Annotated in this window: 11 protein-coding genes; 2 read left to right on the forward strand and 9 right to left on the reverse strand. The window is 72.6% G+C overall.

What is annotated here, in order from left to right:
- Window positions 1-75: 75 nt before the first annotated feature.
- The 9 genes from O0S08_RS04640 to O0S08_RS04680 all read right to left on the reverse strand — a co-directional run bounded on the left by O0S08_RS04640 (window position 76) and on the right by O0S08_RS04680 (window position 14,245).
- A complete protein-coding gene (locus O0S08_RS04640; protein ID WP_096327762.1) occupies window positions 76-705 on the reverse strand; it encodes a MotA/TolQ/ExbB proton channel family protein in 630 nt (209 codons plus the stop codon).
- A gap of 186 nt (window positions 706-891) precedes the next feature.
- A complete protein-coding gene (locus O0S08_RS04645) occupies window positions 892-1,233 on the reverse strand; it encodes a hypothetical protein (RefSeq protein WP_269037761.1) in 342 nt (113 codons plus the stop codon).
- Window positions 1,234-1,571: 338 nt separating this feature from the next.
- The gene (locus tag O0S08_RS04650) at window positions 1,572-3,473 is read right to left on the reverse strand and encodes a tetratricopeptide repeat protein (RefSeq protein WP_269037762.1); all 1,902 of its coding nucleotides are present in this window, start codon (window positions 3,471-3,473) and stop codon (window positions 1,572-1,574) included.
- Entirely contained in the window at window positions 3,470-6,937 is a 3,468-nt protein-coding gene (locus tag O0S08_RS04655; RefSeq protein ID WP_269037763.1) for a tetratricopeptide repeat protein, read from the reverse strand. The genes O0S08_RS04650 and O0S08_RS04655 overlap by 4 nt, the downstream gene beginning before the upstream one ends.
- Window positions 6,934-9,624 (reverse strand): tetratricopeptide repeat protein, encoded by a 2,691-nt coding sequence (locus tag O0S08_RS04660; protein ID WP_269037764.1) that lies wholly within the window; start codon window positions 9,622-9,624, stop codon window positions 6,934-6,936. Before O0S08_RS04660 ends, O0S08_RS04655 begins: the two co-directional genes overlap by 4 nt.
- Window positions 9,625-9,628: 4 nt before the next feature.
- Window positions 9,629-10,444, reverse strand: a complete 816-nt coding sequence (locus tag O0S08_RS04665) for a dihydrolipoamide acetyltransferase (RefSeq protein WP_269037765.1) — start codon at window positions 10,442-10,444, stop codon at window positions 9,629-9,631.
- A 288-nt stretch (window positions 10,445-10,732) separates the two neighbouring features.
- Entirely contained in the window at window positions 10,733-11,146 is a 414-nt protein-coding gene (locus O0S08_RS04670) for a hypothetical protein (protein ID WP_269037766.1), read from the reverse strand.
- A gap of 629 nt (window positions 11,147-11,775) precedes the next feature.
- The gene (gene metK / locus O0S08_RS04675) at window positions 11,776-12,933 is read right to left on the reverse strand and encodes a methionine adenosyltransferase (protein ID WP_269037767.1); all 1,158 of its coding nucleotides are present in this window, start codon (window positions 12,931-12,933) and stop codon (window positions 11,776-11,778) included.
- A gap of 184 nt (window positions 12,934-13,117) precedes the next feature.
- Window positions 13,118-14,245 (reverse strand): hypothetical protein, encoded by a 1,128-nt coding sequence (locus tag O0S08_RS04680; RefSeq protein ID WP_269037768.1) that lies wholly within the window; start codon window positions 14,243-14,245, stop codon window positions 13,118-13,120.
- 78 nt (window positions 14,246-14,323) lie between these two features.
- On the opposite strand from O0S08_RS04680, the gene hisD reads away from it, so the two are divergent.
- Both hisD and O0S08_RS04690 read left to right on the forward strand, forming a co-directional pair.
- The gene (hisD, locus tag O0S08_RS04685) at window positions 14,324-15,628 is read left to right on the forward strand and encodes a histidinol dehydrogenase (RefSeq protein ID WP_269037769.1); all 1,305 of its coding nucleotides are present in this window, start codon (window positions 14,324-14,326) and stop codon (window positions 15,626-15,628) included.
- A 30-nt stretch (window positions 15,629-15,658) separates the two neighbouring features.
- The gene (locus O0S08_RS04690; protein WP_269037770.1) at window positions 15,659-16,774 is read left to right on the forward strand and encodes a pyridoxal phosphate-dependent aminotransferase; all 1,116 of its coding nucleotides are present in this window, start codon (window positions 15,659-15,661) and stop codon (window positions 16,772-16,774) included.
- The last annotated feature ends 47 nt before the right edge of the window (window positions 16,775-16,821 follow it).

Here is a 16,821-nt window from a genome sequence, read left to right on the forward strand (position 1 = left end):
TGTTGGTCGCGCGGTCGGCTCGCTGTCTGTCTCAAAGAACATGCCCTTGGGAACAGGCGTCGAGCCGGACCCGCGTTACCCCTGACGCACCCGCGCGGCGAGGAGGTTCTCGAGCTTGACCGCGTACAGGTCGACCTCGTCCGCGATCTTCTTGGCCAGGCCCTGGATGAAGACCTGCGCCGAGAGCAGCGGGATCGCCACCATGAGGCCGAAGCCCGTGGTGTTGATGGCGATCGAGATGCCCTTAGCGAGCGCCTGCGACCGCTGGTCGGCGGCCGCCACGGCCACCGCGGTGAAGGCGTCGATCATGCCGAAGATCGTTCCGAGCAGACCGAGCAGGGTGGCGATGTTCGCGACCGCCGCGATCATCGAGATGCGCTTGGTGATCGCCGGGGAGACCTCGAGCATCGCCTCCTCGATCGCCGCCGCGATGTCCGACTCGCTCTTGTTGGCGCGAGTCAGACCCGCCTTCATCACGCGGGCGAGCGCGGCCTTGTCAGCCGCGTTGCACAGCTTGATGGCGCGGTCGATGTTGTTCGCCATCACCAGCTTCTGGATCTGGTTGAAGAACTGGGCGCCGTTGATGTTGAAACGGAAGAACAAGAAAATGAAGCGCTCGATCATGACGCCGGCGCCGAGCACAGCGCAAACGGCGATGGGGTGCATCCAGACGCCGCCTTCCTGGTAAAACTGCGCAAAATCCATGGCCGCTTATCCTCCTCAGAGACCGGGGTGTGAGTCCCGACTGTGTCGCTCGTCGACCGGGTCGTCCCCGGCTGTGGTGGTTGTTGTTGGGTTCGGACTGGGGTGCGGGAGCTTTCGCGCGCGGAGAGCGCCCGACCCGCGTTGTCTTCTCAGGCCCGCAGGCGCCTGAAGCTTTTTCAGGGTCGATTAGAACAAAGGATCCCAGACACTTTCAAGCACCAGCGGAGTCATGGTCGCGTCGAGACGCGCCCAGTCGTAATCGGTGGACGAGCGCCGCAGCACGTAGAACGCGCTCGGCTTCTCCAACTGGCCCTCGACGAGGAACTCGTCGTCGAGCGAGATCACCTTCTTGCCGCCGGGGTTGTTGTTGTTGGTGGTGGTGCGGCCGGCGGGCTCGGGCGCCTTCGCCGGGGTTTTGGCCGCCTTGGCGCCTGACCCTGATGCGGGCGCCGGCGGCGGTGCTGCGATCGCCGCGGCCGGAGCCGAGACGGGTGCGAGCACGAGCAGGAAGACGAGCAGCCGCCACATCCGCGCACAGCTCGAGCCCGGATGGGGGCGAGCGGCAGCAGAACGGTGTGAGCGGAGCACGACCGCGTTATACAGTGAATGCCGCGGAGAATTCCACCAACGAGTTGGCGGCGTGGTCCGGGCCGGATGAGCGGTGCCGGGGTGACGGGCGGCGCAGCGGAGGGCCGGGCGGATGGCGACCAGGACCGCGAGGTCGCTCGATTCGCCGGCCATCGTCTCGCTGCGGGGGTTCATCGCCACGGTAGACGGCAAACGGGCGGGGCGGAGCGGCGGTCTCGGACGGCGACACCGGTTCGCGAATTTTTTCCGGGCGACGGAGATCACTCCCGCCGATTTTCTCATGGGGCGCTCGCGCCCCCACTGCCGGCGGGCTTCTGGGTGGGCGAAGCCGCACTTCCGGGCTTCTGGGCCGACGGCGGAGCGGCGGCGCCGGGCCCCGTCGTGGGAGGCGGAGAACCGGCGTTTCCGCCCGGTTTGGCGGTCGCGGGCGGGGAGGCGGGCGGAGGCGTGGCGGCGCCCGGCTTGGCGGTCGCCGGCGGGGAGGCGGCGGGCGGAGGGGCCGAGCCCGGCTTGGTCGTGGGCGGCGGGGCAGGAGAGGTGGTCGGGGGAGGTGCCGCGCCCGGCTTGGTGGCCGCGGGCGGAGTGGCGGTGGGACCTGTCGCGCCCGGCTTGGTGGCCGCGGGCGGAGTGGCGGTGGGACCTGTCGCGCCCGGCTTGGCGGTCGCGGGCGGAGTGGCAGCGGGGCCCGCCGCGCCCGGCTTGGCGGTCGCGGGCGGAGTGGCGGCGGGGCCCGCCGCGCCCGGTTTGGCGGGCGCAGGCGGGGACGCGGCGGGCGGGGTTCCGCCCGGGGCGGCGGGCGGGGGAGCGGCGGGCTTGCCCGGCTGCGCGCCGGCGGACGGCGTGGCGGTCGAGCCGGCGGCCGGGGCTGGCGTGCTGCCGGCCGGCGAGGTCGAGGTCGCTTGACCCGCGGGCGCAGCGCCTGGATTGGCCGCGCCGCCGGGCCCGCCGGGTTTGCCGGGGGAGCTGTCCTTGGGGCCAGGTGCGGCCGGGCCCGCGGCCGGGGTCGCGCCGGCGGGGGACGGGCTGTCCTTGGGGCCAGGTGCGGCCGGGGCTCCGGGGCCGCCCGGGGGGCTGTCCTTCGAGGCAGGTGGCGCCTTGCCCTCGCGCTCGAGGCGTCGCTTCTCCCGCTCGAGGCCCTTCTTGGCGAGGTCGATGTAGAGGTCGGCCTGGGCCACGCTCACCGACTCCTTGCCCGGGGTAGAACGGGGTTTATTGGCGCCGGTCTCGCGTTTGACGCGGGCGAGATCGTCGGTGAAGCGATCTCCTTTGGCCGCCCCGCCGCCGGTCGCGATTGCGAGGTCGCGGTACTTGCCGAAGTGGATCAGCGCGCGCTGCAGGCGGGTGGTGACGTCGAGGCCGGGGAACTCGGGCGCGTCGAGGTAGAGGACGCCGAGGTCGAAGTGGGCGTCGGGGTAGTCGGTGCGCAGGCGGAGGGCCGTCTGGTAGGCCTTCTCGGCGCCGACGACGTCGCCGAGCGCCCGCAGCGAGCTGCCGTGGTTGAGGTGGGCCTTGAAGAAGTTGGGGTCGAGCTTGAGCGCGTAGACGAAGCACTCGGCGGCGGTCTTGAAGTTGCCGGTGCGGAGGTACTGCGCGCCGAGGTTGTTCCACGCGGTGGCGTTGCCGGCGTCGGTCTCGGCGGCCTTGCGGAACGACTGCGTGGCGAGGGTCGGCTTGTCGGCGGCGAGGTAGGCGAAGCCCTTGAGGTTGTAGGCGCGCGAGGTCTCCTCGGGGGTGATGACCTTGGCGTCGACGGCGAGCGCCGAGCTGGTGACGGTCTGGGTCAGCTCGTGCTTGCCCTGCTTGAGGAAGGCCTCGGCCATGACGAGCATGGCGTCGACGTTCTGCTCGTGGATCCGCAGGGCCTCGCGCGACAGGTCGAGCGCGCGGGCCAGGTCGCCCTGGCGCAGCGACTGCCCGGCCTGCTGGCTCTGCTGGTGCGAGGCGGCCAGCTTGCGCCGCTCCTCCTCGGGGTCGCGGTCGCGGTTCTTCTTGGCCGCCGACTTGTCGCCCGCGGCGGCCTCGGCGGGCTTCTCCACCGGCTCGGGCTGCCAGCTCGCCTCGGGCCCGGACGACGCGCTCTTGTCGGGCGGGGTCGACTCGCCGGCCGGCTTGTCGCAGGCGGCGAGGGTGATAAGCCCGAAGAGGCAGGTGCGAAGGGACATGTCCCGAAGGGAGGTCATCGGCGCCGGTCCTCCAGCTGCAGGTCGACGCTGGCGTCGTGCAGCAGCGGGTACTGGTCGGGCTTGTAGATGTTCATCCGCTCGAGCGCCTTCCGGGTCCACTCGCTGGCGACGCCGTACTCCTTGCCGCGCTTGATCGTCTCCTCGTACAGCTGGATCGCCTTGGCCTCGAACTTGGACGCCTCGGTCTCGACGATGTCCTTGTAGGCGAACCAGGGCTCGCTGTACTCCTTGAGCTCGCGCGGGACCGGGGCCTCGCGGATCTTGATCGCGGTCACCTCGAAGGCGTAGCCGCGGCGGAACATCGCCGCCAGCACCCACTCGATCCGGCGGTACGGGAACACGGAGTCGTAGGACTTGCTGGCCGCGACGACCTTGTCGAACAGCACCTTGGCGCTGTCGGCGAACTTCTTGCCGGTGCCGTTCAGCTTGAAATCGAGCAGGTCGGACAGGCTGTACTCCGAGAGCAGGAACTGCGCCTCGGACGGGAAGTCGGCCGCGTCGGAGGCGGCCTGCAGGCCGCGCGCGGTGTAGAGCGCGACGCACTCGCGGTAGGCCGTCTCGGCGCCCTTGCGGTCGCCGCGGGCCGCCCTCGCCTCGCCGATCCGCAGGTGGGCCTCGACCGACTTGGCGGCTTGCGTCGGGTCGGCGCCGAACTTGCCGAGGAAGGCGACGAAGGCGGTCTCTGCGGCCTTGTGGTCGTCGGTCTTGCCGAGCACCGACGCGGCGCGGAAGCTGGCGTCCGCGGCCTCCTTGGGGTCGGCGGTCTTGGCGGCGTAGCGGACGAACAGGTCCGACGACTTCTTGTACTGCTGCAGGTTGTCGAGCAGGTCGGCGGCGTTCTTGAGCGCGAGCAGGCGGTGCTCCGAGTCCTTGTAGCGCTCGTCCTGGGCCAGCACGAGGTAGCTGGCGACGGCGTCGTCGAACTCGAAGAAGCGCACGTGGTTGAGGCCGGAGCGCAGGAGGGCGTCGTCGGCGAACTCGCTGTCGGGGTACTGCTTGTAGATGCGCTCGTAGGTCTTGGAGGCGCTGCCGAAGCGGCCGATCTTCTCGTAGGCGACGGCGGCGTTGTTGAGCGCGCGGTCGGCGTTGGGGTCCTTCGGGGCCTGGTCGACCAGCGCGGTGTAGCGGTCGGCGGCGGCCTCGAACTCGCCGGCCTCGAACAGCTGGTTGGCCTCCTGGAAGCGGACCGCGTTGCCGAGGGTCTTGAGGTCGCCGGCGAACTTCTCGCTCTGCTCGGCGTCGCCGCAGCCCTTTTGCAGCAGCTTCTCGGTCCACTCCTGCGCGGCCTTGAGGTCGCCGCGGATGACCTTGCCGTCGATGATCGAGAAGCCGGCGTTGATGGCGACGTTCTCGCCGCAGTAGTCGTCGATGACGCGGGTGAAGCGGGTCTCGGCCTCGTCCCAGTGGAAGTAGCGCTGGCTGATCGCGCCTGACTTGAAGGCCAGGCTGCCCGCGGCCTTGGCGTCGGGCTTGATCGCCACCAGCTTGTCGTAGGCCGACTGCAGGGCCACCAGAGCCTCGGGGATCGGCTTGGGGTCGAACGGCGGCTTGACCGCGTCCTGCTTCGGCATGTCCGGCAGCGTCAGCTTGCCGGCCTTCTGCTCGCCCTCGACGTACGCCTCGAGCGAGAACACCACGCCCTCGGCGGCGTCGACCTGGCGGCTGGCCGCGGTGTTGCTGTCGCGCACCGTGATGTACTCGCGCGCGGCCTCGAGGTACTGGCCGCTGTAGTACAGGCTCTCGGCGTAGTCGTAGCGGTATTGATACGACGACGGCGTGTCGGGGTAGCGCAGCAGGTAGGCGGCGTAGGCCGCGGCGGCCTTCTTGTACTCCTCCTCGGCCCGCGGGTCGCCGGCGGCCCGCAGGCTCTGGGCGTAGGCGTGGCGCTCGACCGCGCTGGCGACCAGGGCCTCCTCGACCAGCTTCATGGCGCCGTCGATCGCCTCGGTGTCGGCCTCGTTGGCGTAGAACCACGGGGTGCCGCGCAAGAAGTTGTTGGCGAGGGCGTCGCGGGCGGTGCGGGCGCCGTTCTTGTCGCCGAGGGCGACGTAGGCGTCGAGGATCTTCTTCTGCAGCAGCGGCGCGGCGGCGGCGGTCGGCCAGCGGGCGAGGGCGGCGTCCCAGATCTTGATCGCCAGCTTGAAGTCGGTCTGGAACGCGTAGAGATCGCCGAGGGCGGCGTAGATCTCGGGGACGTGCTTCTCGCCGCCGCGGGCCTTGTAGTCGCGCTCGAGGCGGACAAAGCCGACGGCCGGGTCGGGGTTGCCGTCGAGGTCCCAGTCGTCCTCGATGTAGCACTTGGCGATGTAGCGGATGGCGTCGTCGCGCAGCGCCATCGCCGAGTCGTCGCCGGCGGCCTTCATGCTCTCGGCCAGGCGCACGTACTCGTCGAGGCGGGCGGCCGCGCCGGGGAAGTCGCGCTGGAGGTAGAGGGTCCAGGCGATCCGGATCGTCGCCTCGTCGAAGTAGGGGCCCTGGGTGTCGCGCGCGGCCTCGGTGTAGGCCTCGAGCGCGGGGCGCATCTCGTCGAGGTCGTAGTGGATCTCGCCGATCCGCAGCCAGGTCTCGGCGATGTACTTGCTGCCCGGCTTGCGCGGGTTGCAGCCGTTGTAGTCGCCGGCGCGGAAGTTCCGGGCCGGGACGACGCCGCTGCCGTCGGGGCCGGGGACGCCGTAGCGGTCGGCGCACACCAGCGCGAGCATGGTCTGCCGGCTCTCGTCGAACCGCTCCTCCTCGAAGCGGAGGATCGCCATCAGGTACAGCGCGGCGTCGGCGTGGACGTAGCCGGGGAAGCGGGCGTTGAGGTCGTGCAGCAGGGCGACGCTCCGCGAGTAGTCGACCTTCGGCGGCTCGGGCGGGACGTCGGTCTGCTTCTTGTCCTTGCGGTCCTCGAACGCCAGCAAGGCCTTCTCGTATTCGGACTCGGCGCGGGCGAACCGCTCGTTGTCGGCCTCGAAGTGCAGCTCGGCCAGGCGGAACAGGATCTCGGGGGTCCAGCTGGGGTCGGACGGGTTCTGCTTGAGGAAGCCGTCGTAGCGGGCGATCGCGGCCTCGCGCAGCTGCAGGGCCTTGGCCTTGTGGGCGGCGATCTCGGTGTCGAGCTGCTTCTGCAGCTTGCCGCGGCCGCGCTCGGCCTCGACCACGGTGACGATCGCCAGAGTGTCGGCGGCGACGGCGGTGGCCCGGCGGTAGCGGGCGAAGATCAGCTCGAGGTCGGCCAGCGCCTTGTCGTCCTCGGCGGTCTTCGGCAGGCGCGCCGGCGGGACCGACAGCGCGCGCCGGTCGACCGCGCCGGTCGGCTCGCGCGCGACGCCCGAGCCCGGCTCGCCGAGGACGCCCTGCCAGCCGGAGGGCGGCGGCAGCTCGCCGCGCGGCAGGGCGGCGGCCGGTGTGGCTGTCGCAAAAGACAGGGCCCAAAGAGCAGGTGCCAAGAGCCATGGCCGGAAGGACAGGCGTCTCATTCGCTGTCCTCCAGCGCCTCGGTGACGGCGCGGTCGATGTTCTTGACGCTGCGGTCGCGGGTGCGCTCGAGGTCGCGGGCCAGCTCGAGCTCGGCCTCCTTGGTGGCCCAGGCGACGTCGAGCAGGCCGACGTCGGCGCGGATCGTCCAGTAGCGGAGGTCGGCGGCGACGTCGCGGATGCCGGCGTGGACGGCCTCGGCGGCGGTGACGTCGGCGCGCGGGCGCAGGGCCTCGAGCTCGTCGCGGTAGCGGGCGAGGTTGTCGCGCTCCTCGCGGAGGACGACGACGGCGCGGGCGAGGCGGGTCTGGGCGGCGGCGACCAGGCGCTTGCGGGCGGCGTCGAGGCGGACGAGCAGGCGCTGGCGGCGTTGCCACTGCTCGCGCACGCCCTCGCTGCCGCCGCCGGGCCACAGCTGACCGACGAGGACGTTGTGGGCGGTGATGGCGTCGCGGCGGGTGCCGGGCAGCGGGTCGGTGAAGCGGAGGGTGGCGCGGGCGACCTGCAGGCCGCGCTGGGCGTCTTCGAGGCTGTCCTCGAGCGCGCCGAGCTCGCTGCGCAGGGCCGCGGCCTCCTGGAAGAACGGGTCGGGCGAGCCGCGGCGCGACGACTCGCGGTGCATGTACTCGAGGCCGGCCAGGCGGGCGCGCAGGTCGGTGGTCCCGGCGCGGGCGGCGGCCAGCGGATCGGCGAGGTCGCTGACGCGGCGCAGCTGCTTCGACGGCCGCTCGAACAGGGCGTCGACGGCGCGGCGCATGTCGGCGAGCGGGCGGGTCGGGCTGCGGCCGACGGCGGTCAGCAGCGCCTCGCCGGCCTCGCCGAGGTCGCGGCCGGCGCGGTCGAGGGCCTGCCAGTGGGCGCCGAGGTCGGTGAACAGCAGCGCGCGCTCGGGCGAGGCCGCGGCGATCTCCATGCGCTCGAGCAGGGCCATGGTCTCGCGCAGCAGGTGCTCGGTCTCACCTGTCTCTCGGGCCAGGCGCTCGGCCTGGACCGCGCGCGGCAGGTTGCGGGCCAGCGGGATGGCGGCGCGAGGGACGAGGGTGTCGAGGGCGAAGTGGCGCGGGTCGGAGCGGATGACTGCGCCGACGTAGTCGAGGGCGTCGCTGCCGACCGCCAGGGCCGGCGCGACGGCCTTGTACTGGTCGTCGAAGTGGCGGCGCAGGGCGGCGAACTCGTCCTCCGCGGCCTTCCAGTTGCGGCGGCGGATCTGCAGCTTGCCGCGCAGCGACTTGGCCTCGGCCGCGGCCGGGCTGTGGGGCGTCTCGCGCAGCAGCTGGTCGAGCGCGGCCAGGGCGGCCTCATGGCGGTCGGCGCGGAGCAGGGTCCAGGCGATCTCGTACAGCGCCGAGGAGTACAGCGGCGAGGCGCGGCCGATCGAGCGGTACGACAGCAACGCCGCGTCGAAGTCGCCGCGGTCGTGGAAGATCCGCGCGCGGGCCATCCACGACAGCTCGCGGATCTCCTGCTCCGCCGCGCCGGGCAGGCTGCGGGTGGCGACGATCCGGTCGAAGCGGACGATCGCGTCGTCGAGCCGGCCGAGCGCGGCCGCGGCGGCGCCGGCGACGTAGGTGGCGCGCAGCAGGCTGCGCCAGGCCGGCGCGGATGTCCCGAGAGGCAGGTCGGCCGGGACGAGGCCGTCGAGCTCGGCCAGCGCCTCGGCGTACTCCTTCGACAGGAACAGGAAGCGGCCCCAGGCGTAGCGCAGCTCGGCGATCCGCTGGTCCGGCGGGACGGCGGCGACCCAGCCGCGCAGGCGGGTGACGTCGAGCGCGCTGAGCTCGCTGCCGGGGCCGCGGTCGCCGTCGAGGCCGACCGACTGCATGCGCGCGCGCAGCTCGGGCATGACGGACAGGCCCTGCTTGCGCGCGTGGCCGCGGGCTCGCGCCGGCGCGGCCAGCTCGAGCAGGCGGGCGACGCTGCGCTGGTGGAGGCGGCGCGCCTCGGGGCCGGCGTCGGCGAGCGTGAGCGAGAAGCACTCGCTGGCCCACCGGCGCATGCGCAGCTGCAGCAGCGCCTCGCCGAGGTAGTAGCGGGCCTGGACGGCCGCCGGGGTGCCGGGGGCGTTCTCCAGCAGGTCGAGGAAGACGATCGCGGCGCCCTCGGCGTCGCCGCCCTCGAGCTGGACCTGACCTGCGACCAGGCGCTCGGCCAGCTCGGCGGTGCTCGGGGTCGCGGCGGCGGCTGCCACCTGCTCGGCGGCCTTGATCGCGTCCTCGGCGTCGCTGAGCAGGCGGGCCGCGTCGCCGCTCGGGGCGGGGCCTTCGGCCGCGGTCTGGACGCGCGGGCCGGGGGCGGCGAGCACGGGCGAGCGCAGGGCCGCGGGGCCCGGGGCCAGCGCGGCGAGCAGCGGCGGGGATGTCTGAAAGGACATGGCGCCGGGGACAGGCAAGAGGGCGGCGACCGGCGAGAGCTGGGCGGCCAGCGCGGGTGCTCGCGAGGCGGCGGGGGCCGGGGCGAGGGGCGCGGCCGGCGAGGGGGCGGATGTCCGGAGGGACATGGCGCCCGGGACAGGCGCGAGGGCGGCGGCGGGCGCGGGCGGGGCGGCGATCACGGGTGACCGCAGGGACATGCCGAAAGGGACAGGTGCGAAGAGACCTGCTCCTACGGGCATGTCCCATGGCGCAGCCGCGGCCGCCGCGGGGGCGAGCAGGGCGCAGGCCAGGGCCAGGCGGGCGAGGGCGCGCGACATGGGGTCACTTGCCGGGCGCGGCCGCGGCGGGCTCGGCCTTCGGTGCGGCCGCGGCCGCGGCGGCGCCGTCCTGGCCGACGACCTGGAACTCGACGGCGGGGCGGTCCTTCATCTCGGTGGTGAGGTTGCCGCGCTCGTAGCCCTTGCTGACCAGCTTGAAGTTGCCGCCCTCGGTGACGTTGAAGCCGTAGGTCTGCGGCGACTTGAAGGTGTAGCCGCGCAGGTAGGTGAAGACGCCGTAGCCCTGGCCCTGGTAGGTGAGCTCGATGCGGGCCTCGTGCGGGCCGGGCGGCAAGGTGCCGTCGAACACGAGGATCTCGTCCTCGGCGTCGAGGCCGCCCGACTCGTCGCTGCGGGCGAAGATCTGCGCGCCGTCGAGGGTGTAGACGATCCGCACCAGGCGGAAGCCGACGCCCATGAGGTTGCGGTGGGCCAGGACGACGCGGCCGCCGGCGGCGACGCCCGCCATCACAGTGTCCCGAAGGACAGCCAGCCGCGCCTTGCTGCGGAAGATCTTGTCCTTGAGGCTGTTGACCTCGGCCTCGATGCCGTCGAGGCGGTCGCCGTAGAGGTCCGAGGTGCGCGCGCTGGCGGCCGGGTCCTCGCCGAGCAGACTGCCCTCGCTCTTGGCCGGGGTGGGCGCCTGCGCGGTCGGCTGGGCCGGCGCCGGATCGGCAGACGCAGGCGCCGCGGTCGGGGCCGCAGCGGCAGGCTCCTTGGCCTTCTTCGGGGCGGGAGCTGCGTGGGCCCACGTGCCGGCGCCGGCGAGGGCGAGGACGAGGGCGGCTGTGGAGAGCCGGCGCGACGGCGAGGCGACCATCGCAGACAGGCTACCAAGGCGCGTAATTCTGAGCCAGTCGGACGACAATTCGCGGGACTCCGAGGGTGCGTGCAGGAGGAGGGCGGGATCGAACCAGCGGCGACCGCGCTCGAGATCGTGCTGGGGCCACGAGTGATTCGCTGGTGCGGCGATCTAAGTAGTGGCCAGATCGCGGCGGTCCTGCCGAGAGCTGGAGCGATCGGCGGAGGGACGCGGCGGATCGCCCGAACGCGCGGCTGCTTGGCGTGTTCGCGGTGTGAGGGCGGCCTGTCCCGCAGGACAGGCGGCTCACCGCTTCCGCGGCTTGTCGGGCTCGCACGCGCCCGCGTGGGCGGTGATCCAGCGGGCGGCGAGCTCCGGCGGAGTGGCGGTGCCGAGGTAGCGATCCATGAAGTCGACCAGGCCCTGATCGACGCAGTTCGGCGTGCACTCCAGCGGCTCGTCGAGGTCTTCGGAGGTGATCACGAGCTTGCCCCGCTTCAGACGATAGTCATGGGGACGGGGGAGGTCGTCGTGGTCCGTCGGGGCGTGTTGGCCGTGCGGCCACTCGGTGTGCCGCCGGGCGAGGCTGAAGCCGCCCGCGGGGCCGTAGGTCAGCGCGAAGCGAGTGCGCTTGTAGATCCGCCGCTGGCCGAGGGCGCGCAGGGCCGGATCGCCCATGACCTCGACCAGCGAGTCGCCCCAGAACGCCCAGGCCGTCAAGACACCGCAGTGCCAGGCGGTGTGGTCGAGCTCGTGATCGAGGGCCCGCGGCGGCCGAGGGACGGCTTCGGCGGGCTCGGGCGGCGGGTCGACGGATGCGGCCGCCGCGAAATTGGGGGGAGGCGCGGCTCGACGGATGCGGGCGTCGGCGGCAGAGGCGGCGGTTCGGCCCGCTCTGGTGCGGCGGGAGGTGAACACGCGGCGCCTGCGAGCACGAGCGCCGACCAGGATGGGGGAGCGGGCCGAGGGCGCGGCGGCATTCGAATCTCACTCCGGGGCGATGAGGAACCGTCGGGTCTGTTGGCCGCGGCGGGATGAGGATCGAAGCTGGCGGACCCTTCCGGATGGAAGTGCGGAGCCGGGATGGGCGGTGAGGACGGATTGCAGTGCGGAAGAGATCGGGCGAGCGGAGCGGTCGCAGGCGCCGCGATGGCTTCGACCGTGCGCGTTTGTTTGGTAGAGGCCGGGTCTTCGCGAGGGCGCTTCGCTCGACTCGCGGGACCGATAGGCGTCATGGACATGTCGTCAAAGACATGTTCGAATGGACATGCCCCGACGCACATGTTTTAAATGACGAAGCGCGACCGCGGCACGGGGCCGGGGTCGCGCTGCGACGAGGAGCCGGAGGCTCAGCGGGCGGCGGCGGCGGCGAGGGCCTCGGCGCGGTCGGTGCGCTCCCAGGTGAAGTCGGGCTCGCTGCGGCCGAAGTGGCCGTAGGCGGCGGTCTGGGCGTAGATCGGGCGCAGGAGGTCGAGCTCCTTGATCAGCTTGGCCGGGCGGGCGTCGAAGTGGGCCTCGATCAGCTGGGCCAGCTTCTCGTCGGAGAGCTTGCCGGTGCCGAAGGTGTCGACGGCGATGCTGACCGGGCGGGCGACGCCGATCGCGTAGGCCAGCTGGACCTCGGCGCGGCTGCACAGGCGCGAGGCGACCAGGTTCTTGGCGATGTAGCGGGCGTAGTAGGCGGCGCTGCGGTCGACCTTCGACGGGTCCTTGCCGGAGAAGGCGCCGCCGCCGTGACGGCCCATGCCGCCGTAGGTGTCGACGATGATCTTGCGGCCGGTGAGGCCGCTGTCGCCCATCGGGCCGCCGACGACGAAGCGGCCGGTCGGGTTGATGTGGAACTTGGTCTTGGCGTCGAGCAGGTTGGTCGGGACGACCTTCTTGATCACGCTCTCCATCACGTACTCGCGGAGGTTCGCCTGCGAGACCTCGGCGCCGTGCTGCGTGCTGATGACGACGGTGTCGACGCGGACCGGGCGGCCGCCGTCGTACTCGACGGTGACCTGGCTCTTGCCGTCGGGGCGCAGGAAGCTGCTGCTGTCGGCGCGGCGGACCTCGGTCAGCTGACGGGTCAGCTTGTGCGCGAGGCTGATCGGCAGCGGCATCAGCTCGTCGGTCTCGGTGCACGCGTAGCCGAACATCATGCCCTGGTCGCCGGCGCCCTGCTCCTTCTCGCCGCCCTCGTCGACGCCCATGGCGATGTCGGGGCTCTGACCCTCGATGGCCACCAGGACGCCGCAGCTGTCGGCGTCGAAGCCCATGTCCGAGCTGGTGTAGCCGATGGTGCGGACGGTGGCGCGGACGATCCGCGGGATGTCGACGTAGGTGCTGGTGGTGATCTCGCCGGCGACGTTCACGTAGCCCGTCTTCACCAGCGACTCACAAGCGACGCGCGCGCGGGGGTCCTGGGCGAGGATCGCGTCCAAGATCGAGTCGCTGATCTTGTCGCACATCTTGTCGGGGTGACCTTCGGTGACGGACTCACTGGTGAACAGTCGGCTTGCCATGTGGACTCTCGGTGGCCTGAACGGCGGTTGACGTAAGGATTGGCACCCGCGGGCGCGGCGCGAGCATATGCGCGCCTTTTGCGCAGGGCAAGCGCTTTGCGGCCCTTTCGCGGCGATCTCACGCGGGCCAGGCCCGCTGGTCACGCAGGCCGCTGCCAACCCTCACACGCCCCGCACGAGGGCGTCATGGTGCAGCAGGCATGCCCCAGGACGTCGGCTCGGGCACGAGGCGCAGGTTCAGCGTGAAGGCCGGATCGCCTTCGCTGTCGGGCGGCAACTCGATGAACAGATACGGCGCGACGCCGGCCGCCCGCCGAGCCGCGAGGCGATCGACCACGACGCGCGCCGGACCGCCGGTGCCGGCCGCGCAGGCCAGTTCGTCCGTCGCAAGGCAGCCGGGCGTGCGCACGGCGAGGCCGACGTCCGGACGACTGACCGTGATCTCGAGCGCCCGCGCCGGCGGCACCGCAGGCAGGTCGAGCTGCAACACCCGCTCGCGCAGGCCGGCGCCGCCGCAGCTGTGGGCGTGCGCGTCGGTCTGCGGCAGGGCCGGATCGACGACCAGCGCGCCCTGGCCCTCGCTCAGCACCACCGGCGTACGCAGAGCGGTGCTGCAGGTGTCGGCCGGCAAGGTGGTGCACTCGGACGCCTCGCCCGGGGCGGCGGCCATGCACAGGGTGCCCGCGACGCAGCGCCCGCGCGAGGCCGGCTCGCACACCTCTCCGGCGAGGAGGACCCGGGTCAGACCGATGTCGAGCTCGTAGCTCAGGGGATCGAGGGCGTCCTCGGGGGCTGGCTTTTCAGACAGGTCCGAAAAGACAGTCGGGTCGACGCCGACGGCGAGGCGCAGGACGGTGCCGCCGGCGAGGTCGCGCAGCTCGAGCGGAGCGTCGGTGGCGCAGGCGATCTCTCGCCCCCCGAGGCAGTCGTCGGGGGCGAGCGAGAGGACGGGGGTGAAGCCGACCCCGCGGGCAGCGACGCGCAGGTCGGCCCGCACCGGGACCTCGACGCGGAGGAAGCCGTCCGGGCCGCCGCCGCCGCAGGCCCCGCCGATCGCCGCGTCGACCTTCATCGGCCGCAGGTTGCCGAAGTAGCGCCCGTGCGACACCAGCAGGGCGTCGTCGCAGGCGTCGGCGGGCGCGGGCGCCTCGGCCCACACGCCGCTGGTGCTGCTGTCGTCCGGGCCGCCGCCCTCGGTCGTCTCCGCGCCCGGCCCGTTGCAGGCCGCGTGCGCGAGCGTGAGCGCGAGCAGGCCGAAGGTCGCGCGTGCAGGCGCGAGGACGCGAGCTGTGCGGTACGCGGCGGGCGACATCTGCGCAGCAGGCAGGATAACCAAGATCCGGGCGAGTTTCACTTCCGTCAGGACCGTGAGCGCTGTACCTTGCGAGCCATGCGAGACCTCGGCTTTCGCACGCTCGACCTCCGCGGCGGGGGTAGAGCCGAGGAGCAGGCGACCTGGAGGAGCCTCTGCTCCCGCGCGGCCGGCCTCGAGGGCGAGGCCGACGCGGCCGCGCGCGCAATCATCGCCGACGTGCGGGCGCGCGGCGACGCGGCGGTGTGCGAGCTGACGAGCCGCTTCGAGCAGCGGACCCTGACGCCCGCGCAGTTCGAGATCTCCCGCGAGGCCCGGGCCGAGGCGGCCGCGCGCGTGTCGCCCGACCTGCGGGCCGCCCTCGTCACCGCGGCCCACGGGATCCGCGTGTTCCACGAGACGCAGGTCCGCGGCGACACCGGCCTCGAGATCGAAGATGTCTCTTTGTACAGCCGCGTGGCGCCGCTGCGCCGCGTCGCCGTGTACGCGCCCGGCGGGACCGCGGCGTACCCGTCGTCGGTGCTGATGGCCGGGATCCCGGCCAAGGTCGCGGGCGTGCCGGAGGTGATCCTGGTGACCCCGCGCGCGCCCGACGTGGTGCTGCTGGCGGCCGAGATCGCGGAGATCGACCGCGTGTTTCAGATCGGCGGGGCGCAGGCGATCGCCGCGCTGGCGCTCGGGACGGCGACGGTGCCCCGCGTCGACAAGATCGTCGGGCCCGGCAACGCCTACGTCACCGCGGCCAAGCGCCAGGTATTCGGCCTGTGCGCCATCGACGGGATCGCCGGGCCCAGCGAGATCGCGGTCGTCGCCGACGCAGAGGCGGACCCCGAGCTGGTGGCGGCCGACCTGATCGCGCAGGCCGAGCACGACGTGCTGGCCTGCGCGATCCTCATCACCGACAGCGAGCCGCTGGTGCCCGCAGTGAGCGCGGCGCTGGCCCGCCAGCTCGGCGACCTGCCGCGGGCCGAGATCGCCGCGCAGGCGCTGCGCGAGCACGGGGCGGCGGTGCTGGTCGACGACGTCGCGGCGATGGTCGCGGCCGTCAACGCCTACGCGCCCGAGCACGTCGAGCTGCTGCTCGCCGAGCCGGACGCGGTGGCCCGGCAGATCGTCACGGCGGGGGCGATCTTCGTCGGGCCGTTCACGCCCGAGGCCGCCGGCGACTACACCGCCGGCCCCAGCCACGTGCTCCCGACGGCCGGCGCGGCTCGCTTCGCCTCGCCGCTCGGGGTGTGGGACTTCGTCAAGCACACCAGCGTGCTGCGGCTCGGCCGCGCCGCGCTGACCGCCCAGGCGCCGGCGATCGCCCGCCTCGCCCGCGCCGAGGGCCTCGAGGGCCACGCACGCGCGGCCGAGCTGCGCCTGCGCGAAACGACATAGCTTTTACGACATGACGCGGAGGACATGTTCATGACGACATCTCAGTGGACCCGCCACTTACGGCCCGCGCTTGCGGGACTCGACGTGTACGACATCGAGCCGTTGCCGGCCAAGGCGCGCCTGGCAGCGAACGAGCTGGCGGAGCCGTGGCCGATGGAGGTTGTGCAGGAGATCGGCAAGCGGGTCGCCCAGATCGAGCTCAACCGCTACCCCGACACGTCGGGGCGCAAGCTGCGGGCGCTATTGGCCCAGCGCCACGGGGTCGAGCCGGACGCGGTGGTGATCGGCTGCGGCAGCGACGAGCTCATCGGCTTCTTGCTGACGGCGCTCGGCGGGCGCCCGAGCGAGCCGAGCTTCCTCGTCGTGCCGACGCCGACCTTCCACATGTACGGCCACGCGGCCCGCTGCCGCGGGATCGGCGTGCTCGAGGTGCCGCTCACCGAGGAGCTCGAGCTCGACGAGCCGCTGATGCACGAGGCGCTCGACGTCGCCACCGGGGCGGCGCTGTGCTTCCTGGCCCGCCCGAACAACCCGACCAGCAGCCTGTGGGACGCGGCGGTGATCGAGCGCTTGATCGCGCAGCACCCGGGGACGGTGTTCGTGCTCGACGAGGCGTACACCTCGTACGCGCCGGGGTCGACGCTGTGGCGCGCGGGCCTGCCCGACAACGTGGTCTACATGTCGACGCTGTCGAAGATCGGGCTGGCGGGGCTGCGGGTCGGCTACTGCGTGGCCCCGCCGGCGCTGCGCCGCCCGCTCAACGTGGTCCGCAACCCGTACAACGTGTCGGCCACCAGCCAGGCGATCGCCGAGCTGGTGCTGACCAAGTTCGAGGGCGTGCAGAAGGCGATGCTGACCCGCAGCCTGGCGGCCCGGCAGAAGCTGGTCGGCCTGCTCGGCAAGATCCCCAGGGCCAAGGTGTTCCCGGCTCACGCCAACTTCGCGGTCGTCCGCCTCGATCCCGCCGGCGAGGCCACCCGCGTCGCCGAGGCCCTGGCCCAGCGCGGGGTCCTCGTCAAGGACGCCTCGGCCCTGCCGCGCCTGGCCGGCTGCCTGCGCGTCGGGGTCGGCACCAACGCCGAGCTCGACGTGCTCGCCAAGGCGCTCGCCGAGGTGATCCCCGGCTACGGCGCCGACGCGAAGTGATCCCGAGGGACATGTTTCGAGGGACATGCCTTCGCGGGCATGTCCCT

The organism is Nannocystis punicea, assembly GCF_026965555.1.
GTDB classification, from domain to species: domain Bacteria; phylum Myxococcota_A; class Polyangia; order Nannocystales; family Nannocystaceae; genus Nannocystis; species Nannocystis punicea.